General features: G+C 69.8%; 15 protein-coding genes and 1 pseudogene. 7 read left to right on the top strand and 9 right to left on the bottom strand.

Annotation, left to right across the window (positions count from 1 at the left end; genetic code table 11):
• The first annotated feature begins 273 nt into the window (after positions 1-273).
• Together HT134_RS31215 and HT134_RS31210 are read left to right on the top strand one after the other, a co-directional pair.
• Entirely contained in the window at positions 274-1,230 is a 957-nt protein-coding gene (locus HT134_RS31215; protein ID WP_175604050.1) for a D-alanine--D-alanine ligase family protein, read from the top strand.
• Between the two features lie 367 nt (positions 1,231-1,597).
• On the top strand, positions 1,598-2,644 hold the full coding sequence (locus HT134_RS31210; RefSeq protein WP_175604049.1) for a threonine aldolase family protein: 1,047 nt from the start codon (positions 1,598-1,600) through the stop codon (positions 2,642-2,644).
• Here HT134_RS31210 and HT134_RS48190 read toward each other — a convergent pair.
• The 9 genes and pseudogenes from HT134_RS48190 to rpmH form a co-directional block, all read right to left on the bottom strand.
• Positions 2,536-2,964: pseudogene (locus HT134_RS48190) on the bottom strand (HAD family hydrolase); the annotation flags it as partial. The gene HT134_RS31210 and the pseudogene HT134_RS48190 sit on opposite strands and share 109 nt — an antisense overlap.
• 129 nt (positions 2,965-3,093) lie before the next feature.
• Complete coding sequence (locus HT134_RS31200; RefSeq protein WP_175604047.1) at positions 3,094-4,065, bottom strand: ParB/RepB/Spo0J family partition protein; 972 nt, start codon at positions 4,063-4,065, stop codon at positions 3,094-3,096.
• Positions 4,066-4,550: 485 nt separating this feature from the next.
• The gene (locus HT134_RS31195) at positions 4,551-5,483 is read right to left on the bottom strand and encodes a ParA family protein (protein ID WP_217708583.1); all 933 of its coding nucleotides are present in this window, start codon (positions 5,481-5,483) and stop codon (positions 4,551-4,553) included.
• Positions 5,484-5,620: 137 nt separating this feature from the next.
• Positions 5,621-6,262, bottom strand: a complete 642-nt coding sequence (gene rsmG / locus HT134_RS31190; RefSeq protein WP_217708612.1) for a 16S rRNA (guanine(527)-N(7))-methyltransferase RsmG — start codon at positions 6,260-6,262, stop codon at positions 5,621-5,623.
• A 420-nt stretch (positions 6,263-6,682) separates the two neighbouring features.
• Complete coding sequence (locus tag HT134_RS31185) at positions 6,683-7,189, bottom strand: Jag family protein (RefSeq protein ID WP_376768127.1); 507 nt, start codon at positions 7,187-7,189, stop codon at positions 6,683-6,685.
• A gap of 2 nt (positions 7,190-7,191) precedes the next feature.
• Positions 7,192-8,142 (bottom strand): membrane protein insertase YidC, encoded by a 951-nt coding sequence (gene yidC, locus HT134_RS31180; protein ID WP_175604044.1) that lies wholly within the window; start codon positions 8,140-8,142, stop codon positions 7,192-7,194.
• 4 nt (positions 8,143-8,146) lie between these two features.
• Entirely contained in the window at positions 8,147-8,404 is a 258-nt protein-coding gene (gene yidD / locus HT134_RS31175; RefSeq protein ID WP_175604195.1) for a membrane protein insertion efficiency factor YidD, read from the bottom strand.
• 17 nt (positions 8,405-8,421) lie between these two features.
• Entirely contained in the window at positions 8,422-8,763 is a 342-nt protein-coding gene (gene rnpA, locus HT134_RS31170) for a ribonuclease P protein component (protein WP_217708581.1), read from the bottom strand.
• A 93-nt stretch (positions 8,764-8,856) separates the two neighbouring features.
• Positions 8,857-8,994: a 50S ribosomal protein L34 gene (gene rpmH / locus HT134_RS31165; protein WP_043614899.1), complete on the bottom strand. Its 138-nt coding sequence runs from the start codon at positions 8,992-8,994 to the stop codon at positions 8,857-8,859.
• Positions 8,995-9,484: 490 nt separating this feature from the next.
• Between rpmH and dnaA the strand changes: the two genes are divergently transcribed.
• The 5 genes from dnaA to HT134_RS31140 all read left to right on the top strand — a co-directional run bounded on the left by dnaA (position 9,485) and on the right by HT134_RS31140 (position 16,142).
• Positions 9,485-11,065, top strand: coding sequence for a chromosomal replication initiator protein DnaA (dnaA, locus tag HT134_RS31160; RefSeq protein ID WP_175604042.1), 1,581 nt, complete (start codon positions 9,485-9,487; stop codon positions 11,063-11,065).
• 523 nt (positions 11,066-11,588) lie between these two features.
• Complete coding sequence (gene dnaN, locus HT134_RS31155) at positions 11,589-12,728, top strand: DNA polymerase III subunit beta (protein WP_175590223.1); 1,140 nt, start codon at positions 11,589-11,591, stop codon at positions 12,726-12,728.
• Between the two features lie 45 nt (positions 12,729-12,773).
• Positions 12,774-13,715, top strand: coding sequence for a phosphogluconate dehydrogenase (NAD(+)-dependent, decarboxylating) (gnd, locus tag HT134_RS31150; RefSeq protein ID WP_175604041.1), 942 nt, complete (start codon positions 12,774-12,776; stop codon positions 13,713-13,715).
• 311 nt (positions 13,716-14,026) lie between these two features.
• Entirely contained in the window at positions 14,027-15,256 is a 1,230-nt protein-coding gene (recF, locus tag HT134_RS31145) for a DNA replication/repair protein RecF (protein ID WP_175604040.1), read from the top strand.
• Positions 15,257-15,683: 427 nt separating this feature from the next.
• Positions 15,684-16,142 (top strand): DciA family protein, encoded by a 459-nt coding sequence (locus HT134_RS31140; RefSeq protein ID WP_175604039.1) that lies wholly within the window; start codon positions 15,684-15,686, stop codon positions 16,140-16,142.
• Positions 16,143-16,804 lie beyond the last annotated feature (662 nt).

The following is a 16,804-nucleotide window of genomic DNA, read 5'->3' as shown; positions in this document are numbered from 1 at the left end:
ACGCACGAATGCGCGTGCTGGCACCTCCCCTGCCTCGCCACCCGCACACCGCGGCGAGACAGCACCGGATGTCCCGGACACCCCGTACCGCAGGACGAGTGCCCCCAAGAGGTCATCCCTGGACCACGGATCAGAGCCCCACACCCGGCAGCGCCCCCGGGAGCACGCGCCCAGAAGTCGTCCGACACCAGGCGCTCGCTCGGTGCCCGCCGTACACCAGGGGCGCCAAGCGCCGGTACGGTGGGACAGCGTGCCGTCAGCGGAGGAGATGTGATGAGCGATCTGGGCCACGTGCTCGTGCTGGCCGGGGGCCTCTCGTACGAGCGTGAGGTGTCCCTGCGCTCGGGCCGCCGTGTGAGCGAGGTGCTGCGCGCGGCCGGCATCGACGTGGAGACCCGCGACACCGACGCGTCGCTCGTGCCGTCCATCCTCGCCGACCCGCCGGACGCCGTGTTCGTCACCCTGCACGGCGGCGCCGGCGAGGACGGAGCGATCCGCTCCGTGCTGGAACTGCTCGGCGTGCCGTACGTCGGCGCCGACCCCGACGCCTGCCGGGTGGCCTTCGACAAGCCCACCGCCAAGGCGGTCGTCCGGTCGGTCGGGCTGCACACGCCGCAGTCGGTCACGCTGCCGAAGGAGACGTTCCACGACCTGGGCGCCACGGTCGTGCTCGGACGCATCGTGGAGCGGCTCGGCCTGCCCCTGTTCGTCAAGCCGGCGCAGGGCGGCTCCGCTCTCGGCGCGTCGATCGTGCGCACCGCCGAGGAGCTGCCCGCCGCGATGGTGGGCTGCTTCGCGTACGGCGACACGGCGCTGATCGAACGGTACGTGGAGGGCGTCGAGGTGGCGGTCTCGGTCGTCGACCTCGGGCACGGTCCGGTGGCGCTGCCGCCGGTCGAGATCGTCCCGGACGAGGGGGTCTACGACTACGCCGCCCGCTACACGGCCGGACACACCGAGTTCTTCGCCCCGGCCCGGCTCTCGCCCGAGATCGCGGCGGCGTGCGCCGAGACCGCCGTGACCGCCCACACCGCCCTCGGGCTGCGCGACGTCTCCCGTACGGACCTCATCGTGGACGCCTCCGGACAGCCGCACTTCCTGGAGGTCAACGTCGCGCCCGGCATGACGGAGACGAGTCTGCTGCCGATGGCGGCCGAGGCGGCGGGGCAGGACCTGGGCGACCTCTGCCGCATCCTCCTCACCAGAGCGGCCGCGCGCGCCCGGAGCTGACCCGTCCCGATGCTCTCACGCTCCGGCGCTCCCGGTATCGGCGCCGATCACCGAAGTCCTGCTCCGGGACGCCGGGATCGGCGCCGGTCGCTCAGGTAACGCCCCGGGACTCCGGGCCGGCCTACGCCTTCGCGCGACTTGATGAGTCCCTCGTGCCCTTCCTCCGCCTCCGCCCCAATCCCTTGAAACCCATCCACAGGCGCCACCGTCCACGCTGCCCACGTGAATCCCGTCCCGGCGCTCCGCCCTGGAATCGACATCCCCGAGCCCCACCTGGGCCGTAGGCCCGACGACGTCCTCGGCCGGCACAAAGTGTCTCCACAGGCAGCCCGAGGACGCCACTGCCCACGTCAGTAGCCTGGGTCGTGTGCTGATCGATTCCATCTATCCCAAGAGCTTCGCCAGCGACAACCACGCGGGCGTGCATCCGGACGTCCTCGACGCCATGACGGCCGCCAACCACGGCGACGCCCCCGCGTACGGCGGCGACCGATGGACCGCCGGTTTCGAGCGCCAGATCAAGGAGGTGTTCGGCGGCGAGGCCGAGGGTTTCGCCGTGCTGAACGGCACCGGCGCCAACATCGTCGGGCTCTCACTCATGCTGGGCCGCTACGACGCGGTCATCTGCCCGGAGAGCGCGCACATCGCCACCCACGAGACAGGAGCCGCCGAACGGCTCCTCGGCGTCAAGCTCATCACGGTCCCCACCGAGGACGGGAAGCTGCGCCCGCACCACATCACGAGCCGCCTCGGCGCGCTGGGAACCACCTACGAGCCGCAGCCCCGCGTCGTCTCCGTCTCCCAGGTGGCCGAGCTCGGCACGTGCTACTCCCCCGACGAGCTGGCCGCCCTGGCGCAGACCGCGCACGACTCGGGGATGCGTCTGCACCTCGACGGCGCCCGGCTCGCGAACGCCGCCGCGTACCTGGACTGCGACCTGCGCACGCTCACGACGGACGTCGGTGTGGACGTCTTCAGCTTCGGCGGCACCAAGAACGGCGCGCTGGCGGCCGAGGCGGTGGTCGTCCTGGACCCGTCTCTCGCGCACGCCGTGCCGTTCCTTCGGCAGCAGTCGCTCCAACTCGCTTCCAAGATGCGGTTCGTCTCGGCGCAGCTCTCAGCGCTCCTGACGGACGGGTTGTGGCGGCGCAACGCCGCTCACGCCAACGCGATGACCGCCCGGCTCGTCGCCGGGCTCGAAGGGCTGCCCGGGGTGTCGCTGGCCCATCCGGCTCAAGGGAACGCCGCCTTCGTCGTGTTGCCGAAGAACGCCACCGCCGCGCTGCAGAGCCGCTACCTCTTCCACTACTGGGACGAGGACGCCGGCATGGTCCGCTGGATGACCGCCTTCGACACCACACCGGAGCAGGTGGACGACTTCCTGGACGACATCCGCAAGGCGGTCGGCGCCTGACGGCGGAGCTTCAGCGTTCCACGTGAAACATGGCCGCCGCTGCCTTGTTTCACGTGGAACATAGGAGACGAACGAGCAAGGCCGTCCGGGCGTCGGCCGGCCGGTGCGGGGAACGCATGACGTCCTCGGTGAACGAGGTCGGCCGTGCGGGCGCCGTTGCAGAGGATCGCCGGCCCGCCGGCGTCTAGCTCGTCGTAGTAGCGGCGGGCCGAGCATTCCGTCCGGCCGGTGGTGATGACCACCTCGCCGCCAGCGGCCCGGAAATGGCACAGGGCGTCGCGGCCGGCCGCGACCATGGCGAGGTCGCGCCCCACGAGCGTCCCGTCGAGGTCCTTAGATCAGACGTGTTTCACGTGAAACATGGCGCCCGCCCCGCGTTGGTTCCACGTGGAACATCGGCTCCGGCAGCACGCCGTTCCCGCGAACGCATGTTTCACGTGGAACAGTGGTCAGGAACCCGCTTCGCGCATCGCCCGGAAAGCCTCCGGAGCCATCGTGCCGATGATGCGCTCCAGGTCGTCGATCGTCGCGAACTCCACCACGATCCGCCCCTTGCGCCGTCCGAGGTCCACCTTCACCTTCGTCTCGAAGTGGTCGGAGAGGCGGTCGGCGAGGTGGGTGAGGCCGGGAGCGGTGGGCTTGTTGACGGGACGGCGTTCGCGGGTCGCCTTGGCAGCAGGGGCCGCCGTGGCGCCGCCGAACGACACGATCTCCTCGACCGCCCGTACCGACAGCAACTCGGCCACGATCCGGTCGGCCAGCCGGATCTGCTCCTCAGCGCTTTCGAGGCTCAGCAGGGCCTTCGCGTGTCCGGCGCTCACCGTGCCCGCCGCCACCCGGAGCTGCACCTCCGGCGGGAGGTTGAGCAGGCGCAGGGTGTTGGTGATGTGAGAGCGGGAGCGGCCGACCTTCTGCGCGAGCTGTTCGTGGGTAGCCTGGAAGTCGTCCAGGAGCTGCCGGTAGGCGGCCGCCTCCTCGAGGGGGTTGAGCTGCTCGCGCTGGAGGTTCTCGATGAGGGCGTCACGGAGGAGTTCGTCGTCCTGGGTGTTGCGCACGATCGCCGGGACCGGGTCCAGTCCGACGAGCTTGCTGGCGCGCCAGCGCCGCTCCCCCATGATCAGTTCGTACTTGCCCCCGCCGACGGATCGGACGACGATCGGCTGGAGCAGGCCCACCTCTTTGATGGAGGCTGCCAGCTCGTCCAGTCGCTCCTCGTCGAAGACGTCACGCGGCTGACGCGGGTTCGGCACGATGGCCTCAAGGGGGATCTCCTTGAAGTACGCCCCGGCGATCGGCAGGGGACCGCTCTCGGGGGGCTCACCGTTGGCGGGGCCGGGCGCCGTCCCCGTGCCGTCAACAATGGGACCGGTCGGGATGAGCGCCCCGAGCCCCTTGCCCAATCCCCGCCGCTGCTGACTCACTGCGTCTCCTCCACCCGGCCGAATCCGGTCACTCCAGGAGAGGTTACCGGTGCCGACGCGACCCGGTGTGTCCTCGCCACACGCCGTTGCGCCTGATTTACACCCGCCAGCCCCGCTCAGGGCACGACGCCCCCAGAGATGACGGCCTGGATGGTGACCGGTTGGACACTCGCTTCGACCATCGAGCCCGTCCTTGGCGCAGCGCCTCGCAGGCATAGCGCCTCTCAGGTGCACTCGCGCCTCAGGCACCCATGCACCGAGCCGTCCATGGGCTAGCAGGCAGGCAGGCACACGTGACCACGAGCCCGCAACGAGGGCTCCGACGCTCGCTTCAGAGCGACCCGGCCCGATCATCGACCACAGCGGAGCCTCAACCGCCACGCCCATGAGCGAGCCATGGCGCAAGCCGGCACACCAAGCGCCCCAGCTACGACGCGACAACGGCTACAGCGCGAGGCTTGGTCACGGCATGGGAGCGCGGCGAGCTACACGGTGGCGGCGCGGTGGGCGATCTCCCTGGCGGCGTCCATGTACGCCATCGCCCCGCTCGACCCGGGGTCGTACGTCATGACCGACTGGCCGTAGCTCGGCGCCTCGGAGAGGCGAACGCTGCGCGGGATCACGGTGTTGAGCACCGTGTCACCGAAGTGCGCCCGCACCTCCTCCGCCACCTGCGACGCCAGCCGCGTACGCCCGTCGTACATCGTGAGGACGATCGTGGACAGCCGCAGCGTGGGGTTGAGATGCGCCTTGATCAGGTCGACGTTGCGCAGGAGCTGGCCGAGCCCCTCCAGGGCGTAGTACTCGCACTGGATCGGGATCATGACCTCTTCCGCGGCCACCAGGGCGTTGACCGTGAGCAGGCCGAGCGACGGCGGGCAGTCGATGATGATGTAGTCCAGCTCGGTCTCGTACGCGGTGAGCGCGCGGCGCAGCCGCGCCTCGCGGGCCACCAGGGAGACCAGCTCGATCTCCGCGCCGGCCAGGTCGATGGTGGCGGGGGCGCAGTAGAGGCCCGGCATGTCGGGCACCTGCTTCACGATGTCGGCCATCGGCAGGTCGTCCACCAGCACCTGGTAGACGTCGGGGACGTCGCCGCGATGCTCGGTGGCCAGCGCCGTGGAGGCGTTGCCCTGGGGGTCAAGGTCGACGACCAGGACGCGCTGGCCGTTCATGGAGAGCGCCGCCGCGATGTTGACGGACGTGGTCGTCTTGCCCACGCCGCCCTTCTGGTTGGCGACGGCGATCACTCTGCACTTGGGCGGCCGGGGCCAGGTGCTCTCAGCGCCGCCGGGAGCGTCACCGGCCTGGGTGGCCGCCTGGGTCGCAGATGTTTCACGTGAAACCACAGAGCTGAGCGCCTCTCGTACCAATGGGGAATCGCCGGGGTTCAGTGGGGTCTGGGTCACGTTGGCCATCCTTTCAACCCGTGGTAGGCCGGTGTCGGGAATTCGCTGCGGCGACACGCCCAATTCGGGCCATCCCACGCCTGTGGGACTTCCGGCCAGAGGACCGTCGGGCCAGCCAAGACCGCTTGGCGCGACTGGCACCACCGTCACCTCCTCCGTCGCCGCCTGGTGCTTTCCGGCGCGCGACCCGCTACCACCCGGACCAGTGTCGCAGGCGGCTCGACCTTACCGCGCCCGACCGTGACAAGCTCAGCCGTCCTGGCTCCGACGGCTCGGAGTTGCGGCTCGGCCTCGGCGAGTTCCTCGGCGGCGCGCTCCCCCTTCATGGCGATGAGCTCACCGCCCTCGCGCAGGAGCGGCATGGCCCACTTGAGCAACCGGTCCAGCGGCGCGACGGCGCGGGCGCTGGCCACGTCGAACACCCGCTTGCCGGCCAACTCCTCCGCCCTGCCGCGCAGGACCTCGACGTTGCGCAGCTTCAGCGTCTCGACGCACTCCTCCAGGAAGACCGTGCGGCGCAGCAACGGCTCCAGCAGCGTGACCCGGATGTCCTGGCGGACGATCGCGAGCACCAGGCCGGGCAGTCCGGCGCCGGAGCCGATGTCCACCAGGCTGACGTCCTCCGGCACGGCCTCGGCCACGACGGCGCAGTTGAGCAGGTGGCGGTCCCAGATGCGCGGCACCTCGCGCGGTCCGAGCAGGCCGCGGACGACCCCCGGCCCGGCCAGGAGCTCGGCGAACATGTTCGCCCGATCCCATGCCTCGCCGGTGAAGACGTCCCGTGCCATGCCGGGCGGAGCGGGCAGCTCATCGCTCACTGGAGGGTGGACCTTTCTCGGGATGGGTGACCGACTGGATGGCGTCGCAGCACGCGTCGCGATCCGTGTCGAGTCAAGGCTAGCCACCTTCACGGGTGCCGACCGCGCCAAGGGCGGACAACCGTACGACAGGGAACCGCGGCACATGCGGACAACCGATCAGCGGCAGATATCGCAAGGGCCGGACACTCGAACGGCCAAGGGCCGGACAGGCGCGGACATGCGAACGGCCGAAGGCTGTGGAACGGGGGTGAGCCTACGAACGGCCGAACGCCGTGGACGGCGGTGGACCTACGAACGGCCGAAGACCGTGCACAGGGGTGGACATGCGAACGGCCGCCAGCCCGCGTGTGTCGGGGCTGGCGGCCGGACAGGTGCACGCGGGCCGCGTCAGGCGGGGAAGACCACCACGTACCGCTGAGGCTCCTCGCCCTCGGACTCGCTGCGGAGCCCGGCGGCGGCCACAGCGTCGTGGACGATCTTGCGCTCGAACGGGGTCATGGGGCGCAGGGACTTGGGCTCGCCCTTCTCCTTGACCTGGTTGGCGACCTCGCTGCCCAGCTTGGTCAGCTCGGCGCGGCGGCGCTCGCGGTAGCCGGCGATGTCCAGCATGAGCCGCGACCGCTCCCCGGTCTGCCGGTGGACGGCCAGGCGGGTGAGCTCCTGGAGTGCCTCGAGCACCTCGCCGTCGGGCCCGACGAGCTCGTTGCCCTTGACCCCGACGACGGAGACGAGGGCGCGGTCGCCCTCGACGTCCATGTCGATGTCGCCGTCGATGTCGGCGATGTCGAGAAGGCCCTCGACGTAGTCGGCCGCGATCTCGCCCTCCTGCTCGAGCGCGTTGAGATCAGGAGCCTTCTCCTGCTCGGCCTCGGTCATGGCCGCCCTCTCCTTCATGTTCACGACTTCTTGCTGCCGGTGCGCTTGCTCCGGGGCTGGCGGGTGGGCTGCTGCCTGACGATCTTAGGCTCAGGCGGGGCGGGAGGCGCCTGCTCCTCGGGAGTGGTGCCACGGATCTTCGCGATCAGCCCCGGCTTGGGCTCGACGGGGACGACGTTGCCCTTGGCGTCGTACTGCGGCATGGGGTGCCGGCTGTAGAACCAGTGCTGCTGGCCGAGCGTCCACAGGTTGGTGGTGACCCAGTACAGGATCAGGCCGAGCGGGAAGTTCAGGCTGAAGAAGGCGAACAGCGGCGAGATGTACATCAGGATCTTCTGCTGCTGCGCCATGGGGTTGTCCGGCATCTGGGCCATGGAGCGGCCGACGCTCTGCCGGACGGTGAGGAACGTGGTCAGCGAGCTGATCGCCACGAACACCGCCAGGACGATCTTCGTCTGGACGACCGACGCGTCGAAGCCCTCGATCTGCGCGCTGGACATGAAGAAGCTGGCCGGCAGCGGCGCGCCGAAGATGTGCGCGGACCGGGCGCTGTTGACCAGCTCCTGCGTCATGCCGTAGACCGGACGGCCGTCGGCCATCGCCCGCAGCACCGTGAACATGGAGATGAAGATCGGGAACTGCGCGACGACGGGCAGGCAGCCACCGAGAGGGTTGGCGCCCGCACCCTGGTACAGCGCCATGACCTCCTGGTTCATGCGCTGCTTGTCGTTCTTGTAGCGCTTACGGATCTCCGCGACCTTGGGGGCCAGTTCCTGCATCTTCCGCGACGAGCGCATCTGCTTCAGGAACAGGGGGAAAATCAGGATCCTCATGCACACGGTGAGCGTGATGATGGTCAGCGCCCATGTCAGCCCGCCGTCCGGGTTGAGGAACGTGCTGTATCCCGTATGGATCCAGGTGATGACGTGGGCTACGGCTTCATAGAGCCAGCTCAGCCAGGACAGCTCCACCGAGCTATCTCCCTTGCAATTCGTGGGACCGGACCGGGCGTGGGGGCACCGGGTCTATACCTCCGGGGTGAAACGGGTGGCACCGTCCGATGCGCCGGACGGTCAGCCATGTACCCCGCAATGCTCCGTGTACGGTGATCGCTTCAAGCCCGTATGCGCTGCACGACGGGTGGAAGCGGCAACGCGGACCGAGCATCGGGCCGATGAACGCCCGATAGAACCGGATGGGGAGGATCAGTGCCCGAGCGGCGAGGCTCGGCATCCCCTGCGGCTGCTCCGTCATCTCTGTCCATCCATCGAGGACTCGCGCCGCCTCAGGAGTCGATCCAACGCGAGGTCGAGCTCGGCGGCTAGCTGCTCGGATCGCGCTGACGCGGCCGGTGGATTGGCGCGTACCACAAGCAGGCTACCTCTCGGCAGCCGTTCGAGACGTTCCCGCATCAGGTGTCGAAGCCGACGCTTGACCTTGTTGCGGACGACGGCGCCACCGACCGCCTTGCTCACCACGAAACCCACCCGCGGTGTCTCATCCCCCGAAATGACGAGATGCACCACCAGAGTGGGGCGACCGGCGCGTTTACCGCGCTTGATCGCCGCTTGGAATTCCTCCCCGCGCCGCATGCGGGATTCTCGGGACAGCACGTGAAAGGACCGTATACGCCTATCGCCCGCCGGCGAGGATCACCGGCGGGCTGACTATCGGGCGCGGGGCGATCAGGCCGACAGCTTCTCGCGACCCTTGCGGCGACGGGCGGCGAGGATGGCGCGACCGGCCCGGGTGCGCATCCGCAGCCGGAAGCCGTGGGTCTTCGCGCGACGACGGTTGTTCGGCTGGAAAGTACGCTTGCTCACGGGTGGGCTCCAGGCTTGATGGTGCGCCCAGGGGCGCTTTACACACATGGATGGCCTGCCGAGGAAGCGAGGGCACGCGAAATAGCCGTCGCGTGGCAAGCCGACCGTCGTACGTTACGGGCCAAGTGCGCCCGAGGTCAAACTGACAGGCGCCCGGAAGACCGGCGCCGGCGGGTCCGGACGCGTCGCCGCGAGGTTATCCACGTATCCACATGCGGGTTTTCCACCGCCCCGGCCGCGTCCACAGTATGTGCACCCAGGTGCCACTAGGCTGTGGACAACGTCTTGAACACAGCTGTGCACAAAGATACTGTCGGCCACTCCAAGGCCCTGTGAGGCTGTGGACAGCCTGTGGATCACCTGTGGAGATCCTGGGTGCGACGCCCGGATCAAGGGCTGTGGACGGACGGGGTCGATCGTCGCACGGACGGCACCCAGGTGTGGAAAACAATCGCGGGGGGCCGCGGGAAGGAAGGAGGGGAGCCGCGTCATGAACGCTGCCGAGCTCGCCGCAGTCTGGTCCAGGGCTCTGGGCAACTTCCTCAACGAGAACGTGCCCATCCAGCAGCGCACGTGGCTGTCCATGGTCCGTCCGATCGCCCTGGCCGGCGACACGATCGTGCTCGGCGTCCCCAACGACTTCCTCAAGGACCTCATCGAGGGCAAGCTGCGCCAGCCGGTGACGACGGCGCTGTCGCAGGAGCTGGGCAAGGCCATGCGGCTGGCCGTGATGATCGACACGACGGCCCCGGAGCCGCCCGCCGCCGAGTCTCATCAACAGCCTGTGGGTGGTGGTTATCCCCAGGGTGTGGATCCTCAGCTGCGTTTCGCACAACCCGCGTCTTCCCAGCTCTACCCGGCTTCCGAGCCTCCGCAGTTCTATTCTCCACAGGCCGAGCCGACCCAGCCGTCCACCGAATATCCACAGCAGGGCTTCACTTTTGAACAGGCCCAGCCGTACACATCCCCTGTGGAAAAGGCGCCGGAGCCGGCGCCGAACCGGTGGGAAGCGAAGAGTACGAAACCGAGCGAACCAGCCCGACTCAACCAAAAGTACACATTCGAGACATTCGTCATCGGCGCCAGCAACCGGTTCGCGCACGCCGCGGCCGTGGCCGTGGCCGAATCCCCCGCGAAGGCGTACAACCCACTCTTCATTTACGGCGACTCCGGCCTCGGCAAGACGCATCTCCTGCACGCGATCGGCCATTACGCGCAGAGCCTGTACGACGGCGCCCGGGTGAGGTACGTGAGCTCGGAGGAGTTCACCAACGACTTCATCAACAGCATCCGCGACCACAAGGCCGACGGCTTCCGCGGCCGCTACCGCGCGATCGACATCCTGCTCGTGGACGACATCCAGTTCCTGGAGGGCAAGGAGCAGACGCAGGAGGAGTTCTTCCACACCTTCAACACCCTCCACAACGCCAACAAGCAGATCGTCATCTCCAGCGACCGGGCGCCGAAGCAGCTCATCACGCTGGAGGACCGGCTGCGCAACCGGTTCGAGTGGGGTCTGATCACCGACGTCCAGCCGCCCGAGCTGGAGACGCGCATCGCGATCCTGCGCAAGAAGGCGATCCAGGAGGGCCTGGCCGCGCCGCCCGAGGTGCTGGAGTACATCGCGAGCCGCATCTCCACCAACATCCGCGAGCTGGAGGGCGCCCTCATCCGGGTGACCGCGTTCGCCAGCCTCAACCGGCAGGGCGTCGACCTGCAGCTCGCCGAGGTGGTCCTGAAGGACCTCATCACCTCCGAGTCCGGCCCGGAGATCACGATCGCGACGATCATGGCCAAGACCGCGGAGTACTTCGGCATCAGCATCGACGACCTGTGCGGCAGCTCGCGCAGCCGGGCACTGGTGAACGCCCGGCAGATCGCGATGTACCTCGCCCGCGAGCTGACGGAGCTGTCGCTGCCGAAGATCGGCCAGCAGTTCGGCGGCCGCGACCACACGACCGTGATGCACGCGGAGCGCAAGATCCGCTCGCTCATCGCGGAGCGCAGGTCGATGTACAACCAGGTCAATGAGCTGACAATGCGCATCAAACAGACCACCAGCGGATCCTGAGCGGTTATGCACACCCTGTGGATAACACTGTGGACCAGGGAAAACGCGCGCGGACGGCCGTCAGCCGCCCCACAATGCCCGGAAATTTCGCCCACAAGGGCTGGGGATAAAGGTGGGGACATCCTGCGGAAAACCTGGGGACAAGCTGGGGATGACTTGTGGACGCCCTGTGCACAGTCAATCTGGGGTCCCCAAAACAGGTCGCTTACCCCGTGGATAACCGGTGGAAACCTTGTGGATGACCGGTGGATGAAGACCCCCTCGCCTGGGGACAGCGTGTGGGCAACGATCCGTCATCCCCAGGCGGCGAAGTTACCCCCAGGCGTCACCCACATGGGCAGTGGATGAATACAGCCGGTCTGAGCAGCGGAAACGCCGGTTGTCCACAGTATCCACACCCCCTAGTGTGATGACCACTTATCTCTCCTACAAAGAACTCAAGACCCATAGAAGGGTTCTCCCGGACCGGAGGTGCGGGAGGCGGGACACTTGAATCAACGACGGACCCAGGAGGCTGATCACGGTGATGTTCCGAATCGAGCGAGACGTTCTCGCTGAGGCGGTGGCGTGGACGGCGCGCAGCCTCCCCGCCCGCCCGTCGGTGCCCGTGCTCGCCGGCATGCGCATGGAGGTGACCGAGGAGCAGCGCCTCAAACTCTCCGGCTTCGACTACGAGGTGTCCGCCCAGGTGACCCTCGAGCTCCAGACCGGTGAGCCGGGCGTCGTCCTCGTCTCCGGCAAGCTCCTCGCCGAGATCACCCGCGCGCTTCCCGCACAGCCTGTGGACTTCGTCGTGGACGGGGCCAAGGCGGTCGTCACGTGCGGCAGCGCGCGATTCACCCTCCTGACCATGCCTGTGGAGGACTACCCGTCGCTCCCGGCCATGCCGCCGGCCGCCGGCCGCGCCGGGAGCGACGTGTTCGCCTCCGCCGTCGCGCAGGTCGCCGTCGCCGCCGGCCGCGACGACACGCTGCCCATGCTCACCGGCGTGCGCATGGAGATCGAGGGCGACATGGTCACCCTCGCCGCCACCGACCGCTACCGCCTCGCCGTGCGGGAGCTCAAGTGGCAGCCCGGCCAGCCCGACTTCTCGGCCGTCGCGATGATCCCCGGCAAGACGCTCGCCGACACGGCCAAGGCGCTCGGCTCGTCCGGCGCCGAGGTCGAGATCGCGCTCAGCTCCGCCGGCGGCACCGGTGAGGGCATGATCGGCTTCTCCAGCGGCGGCCGGCGCACCACCACGCGCCTGCTCGACCCCGAGTTCCCCAAGTACCGCTCGCTGCTGCCCACCGAGTTCTCCGCGCGCGCCGACCTGTCCACAGGCCCGTTCGTCGAGGCGGTCAAGCGCGTGGCCCTGGTCGCCGAGCGCAACACGCCCGTACGCCTGGCGTTCAGGAGCGGTGAGGTCGTGCTGGAGGCCGGCAGCGGCGACGAGGCGCAGGCCGTCGAGGTGCTCCCCGTGGACTACGAGGGCGAGGAGATGAACATCGCCTTCAACCACCAGTTCCTGCTGGAAGGGCTGGGCGCGATCGACTCCGACGTGGCCCGGCTGCAGATGACCACGTCCACCAAGCCCGCCATCCTCACCGGGGGCAAGCCTGTGGACGGCGACGGCGCGCCCGACTACCGTTACCTGATCATGCCGATCCGCCTGTCAGGCTGAAGCTGACATCAGGGATGATGGAAGCCTGACAAGGGGGTAGAGAAGATGCAGATCGGCATGATCGGGCTCGGCAAGATGGGCGGCAACATGGCCGAGCGCCTCCGGCGCGGCGGCCATGACGTCGTGGGTTACGACCACCACCGCGAGGTCAGCGATGTGGGCAGCCTGAAGGAACTGGTCGAACGGCTGGAGGCGCCGCGCGCGGTCTGGGTGATGGTCCCGGCGGGCAGACCCACCCAGCAGACCATCGACGAGCTCGGGCGCCTGCTCAGCGAGGGCGACATCGTCGTCGACGGCGGCAACTCCCACTACATCGACGACCAGAAGCACGCGGCGGAGCTGGCCGAGAAGGGCATCTCGTTCGTCGACTGCGGCGTCAGCGGCGGTGTCTGGGGCCTGCAGAACGGCTACGCGCTCATGTGCGGCGGCGACAAGGCCACCGTCGAGCCCCTGATGCCCGTGTTCGAGACGCTGAAGCCGGAGGGCGAGAACGGCTTCGTCCACGCGGGCGACGTCGGCGCGGGCCACTTCGCGAAGATGGTCCACAACGGCATCGAGTACGGCATGATGCAGGCCTTCGCCGAGGGCTGGGAGCTGCTGGAGGCGTCCGACGTCGTCAAGGACGTGCGGGGCTCGTTCGCCAGCTGGCGCGACGGCACGGTCATCCGCTCGTGGCTGCTGGACCTGCTCGTACGCGCTCTGGACGACGACGAGAACCTGGAGAACCTGCGCGGCTACGCCCAGGACTCCGGCGAGGGCCGGTGGACCGTCCAGGCGGCCGTGGACCACGCCGTGCCGCTGCCGGTGATCACCGCGGCGCTGTTCGCGCGGTTCGCCTCCCGGCAGGACGACTCCCCCGCGATGAAGGTCGTCGCGGCGCTGCGCAACCAGTTCGGCGGCCACGCGGTCACCTCGGCCGAGGGCTCCACCGGCAAGGGCGCGGACGCGCCGGGCGCCGACGTCACCCCGCCACGCGAGGCCCAGTGACGTCCTGAGCCCCGGGGCTCGCCGCTCGTTCGAGGCTCGGTACGGTGCCCGCCTGAGGCTCGGTACGGCGCCCGCCGCCGCGCGGCGGAAGCTCCGAGACGTCGGGAAGTCACGCCCTGAGGGGCGGGGACTCACGACGCCCTGAGAGGCGGCGTCCGGCCTCTGACCGCGCACCTAGGGGTGGCGGCCGACGTCCTGGGGCGTGGTGACGCCCTGAGGCCGGCGACGTCCGTGGCGGACCCCGCGGAGTTTTCCACAGCCGGGCAAGCCGGTTGCCCATGCGACCGGCGTGGCCCACTACCCTTCGTGGGGTGCATGTCGCCCACCTGTCGCTGACCGACTTCCGGTCCTACGCGTCCGTGGAGCTCGGCCTGGAGCCGGGCGTCACGGCGTTCGTGGGGCCCAACGGCCAGGGCAAGACCAACCTGGTCGAGGCCCTCGGCTACGTCGCGACGCACTCCAGCCACCGGGTGGCCACCGACGCGCCCCTCGTGCGGCAGGGGGCGAGCCGGGCGATCGTGCGCTGCGCCGTCCACAGGGACGACCGGCGGGCGCTGGTCGAGCTGGAGATCAACCCCGGCAAGGCCAACCGCGCCCGGCTCAACCGCTCCCCCGTCCGCCCGCGCGACGTCATCGGGCTGCTGCGCACGGTGCTGTTCGCCCCCGAGGACCTCGCGCTGGTCAAGGGTGACCCCTCGGAGCGCCGCCGCTTCCTCGACGACCTGCTGGTGGCCCGGGCCCCCCGGTTCGCCGGGGTGCGCGCCGACTACGAGCGGGTGCTGAAGCAGCGGGGCGCACTCCTGCGCACGGCCGCGCAGGCCCGTAGAGGGTCCAGGAGCGCCCGGAGGATCGAGAGTGACTCCGGGTTCGCGTCGGCGGGCGCCGGCGACGTGACGGCCACTCTGGAGGTCTGGGACGCCCATCTCGCGCGGCACGGGGCGGAGCTCCTCCGGGCCCGGCTCGAACTCGTGGAGGCGCTGCGCCCGCTCGTCGCCGGGGCGTACGCCGCGCTGGCCCCCACGAGCGCCCCCGCGACCCTCGCCTACCGCAGCACGTTGTCCACAGGTGGGGACGACGCGGAGGACGAAGTCGCCGGTGAGCGGGGATCTTCCGATGCGCAGACGTTATCCACAGACTTGGGGAAAACCCTTGAAGAGCGCATGCGCGAGCGGCTATTGGAGGTGCGCGCCGCCGAGCTCGAACGCGGCGTGACGCTTGTCGGCCCCCACCGTGACGACCTCGTCCTGGGCCTCGGCGACCTGCCCGCCCGGGGCTACGCCAGCCACGGTGAGTCGTGGTCGTTCGCGCTGGCACTGCGGCTGGCCGCGTACGATCTGCTGCGCGCCGACGGTGGCGACCCGGTGCTGATCCTCGACGACGTGTTCGCCGAGCTCGACAACCAGCGCCGGCGCCGCCTGGCGGAGATCGTCGCGCCCGCCGAGCAGGTCCTGATCACCGCCGCCGTGCCCGACGACGTGCCGTCCGAGCTGGCCGGCGCCCGTTTCGACGTCGTAGAGGGGAGTGTGACCCGTGTCCGCTGACGGCAAGCCGGTCCGCGGCATCGCCGCCGACGGCAAGCCGACCCGCGGCTTCCGCGCTGACGGCAAGCCGATCGGCGGGTTCCCTGCTGAGGGCGAGCGGGGCCGCGGCGCCTCCCTTGATGGCAGGCCGGGCCGCGGTGCACCCGTCGACGGCAGGCCGACCCGCAGCGCATCCGCTGAGGGCAGGCCGACCCCCAGCACATCCGCTGAGGGCAGGCCGACCCCCAGCACATCCGCTGAGGGCAGGCCGACCCGTGGCGCCACGCCCGGCTTCGGACGCGCGGCCACCGGCGGCGCCACGGCAGGCCCTGTCTCCGCCGTGACCGGCCCTGTTCCCGGCGCGACAGGCCCTGTTTCCGGTGCGGTCGGGCCAGTTTCCGGCGCGGGGGCCGGGAGAGGCGACAACCCCACCGCCCGCGGCGCCGCCATGGCGCGGGAGAAGCTGGCCCAGGCCAAGGCCGACGCCGCCAAGCGCGGCCAGCTCCCCCGCCGCGAGCCGCGCCGCCGGGCGTCTGGTCCCCGCCGTGAGAGCGGCGACCCCCAGCTCTTCGGCCGTGCCATCCGCGACCTGCTGGCAGATCGGGGCTGGGAGCGTCCCGCGGCCGTCGGAGGCGTGTTCGGCCGCTGGGCCGACATCGTCGGTCCCGACCTGGCCGCCCACACCAAGCCGGAGGGGTTCGAGGACGGCGAGGTGCTGATCGCCGCCGACTCCACGGCCTGGGCGACCCAGGTGCGGCTGCTCGCGCGCACGCTGGTGCGCCGGCTCAACGAGGAGCTGGGCGAAGGCACGGTGACGCGGGTCAAGGTCAGAGGGCCGCAGCACGGCCCGCGTCCCGGGGGCCTGCGGGTCACGGGGAGCCGGGGACCGGGCGACACGTACGGCTGAGCGGTCAGCGGAGGTCGTACGAGTTTCCACAGGCTGGGGACTCACCGGGCGAAGTCGCGCGGAGCGCGGTCACGCAAGGCGTCGTCCACAGGCGTGAATCACAGGACAGGGGCGTACTGAGCACGGGCCCGCAGGCATCATCCACAGACGGGAGCCGCAGGGACTAGGGGACACACGAAGCGGGTCCCCTAGGCACGGTCCACAGGTCGGGAATCACCGGACGGGGCAGCCCGGGGCGCTGTTCTGCAGGCGGCGTCGTCCACAGGTCGCGGTCACACGATCCGAGGTCTCATGGGCGCTCCCGAAGTCGCCGTCCACAGGAACCCACAAGGCGCTGCCCCGGAGCGAGGTCACACGAGCCGCCGAGATCTCATAGTGCGCTGTCCACGGGCCGGCGGCTCACAGGCGCCGCCCTCAGGACCAGTCCTCGCCGGGCAGGCCCTCGGCCTCTCCCAGGGCGCGGGCGTCGCAGAGGCGTGCGCGCATGGCACGGGTGTCGCAGGGGTGCCTCAGGCGGCGCGGGCCGTCACAGGGGCGATCTCACCAGACTGGTCCCACGCAACAACCCACTCTCACCAGGCGGGACACCGAAACGAGCGACACGCACGCCCAGGCATTGCGCATGCCCGGAGCCCCCTCAGGACCCGGGAAACGGCCGAAGC

This window comes from Nonomuraea rhodomycinica, assembly GCF_013363995.1.
In the GTDB taxonomy this organism is placed as follows: domain Bacteria; phylum Actinomycetota; class Actinomycetes; order Streptosporangiales; family Streptosporangiaceae; genus Nonomuraea; species Nonomuraea rhodomycinica.
Note: the sequence above shows the minus strand (reverse complement) of the source record. Positions and strands in the feature narration are given on the sequence as shown.

Excerpts from the sequence above, each read along its gene's own strand:
- HT134_RS31195 (WP_217708583.1), bottom strand. The coding sequence starts at position 5,483 with ATGGCCAACGTGACCCAGACCCCACTGAACCCCGGCGATTCCCCATTG.
- dnaA (WP_175604042.1), top strand. The coding sequence starts at position 9,485 with ATGAACGCTGCCGAGCTCGCCGCAGTCTGGTCCAGGGCTCTGGGCAAC.
- gnd (WP_175604041.1), top strand. The coding sequence starts at position 12,774 with ATGCAGATCGGCATGATCGGGCTCGGCAAGATGGGCGGCAACATGGCC.
- HT134_RS31140 (WP_175604039.1), top strand. The coding sequence starts at position 15,684 with ATGGCGCGGGAGAAGCTGGCCCAGGCCAAGGCCGACGCCGCCAAGCGC.
- yidD (WP_175604195.1), bottom strand. The coding sequence starts at position 8,404 with ATGCCGAGCCTCGCCGCTCGGGCACTGATCCTCCCCATCCGGTTCTAT.
- rnpA (WP_217708581.1), bottom strand. The coding sequence starts at position 8,763 with ATGCGGCGCGGGGAGGAATTCCAAGCGGCGATCAAGCGCGGTAAACGC.
- rsmG (WP_217708612.1), bottom strand. The coding sequence starts at position 6,262 with ATGGCACGGGACGTCTTCACCGGCGAGGCATGGGATCGGGCGAACATG.
- HT134_RS31185 (WP_376768127.1), bottom strand. The coding sequence starts at position 7,189 with ATGAAGGAGAGGGCGGCCATGACCGAGGCCGAGCAGGAGAAGGCTCCT.
- HT134_RS31215 (WP_175604050.1), top strand. The coding sequence starts at position 274 with ATGAGCGATCTGGGCCACGTGCTCGTGCTGGCCGGGGGCCTCTCGTAC.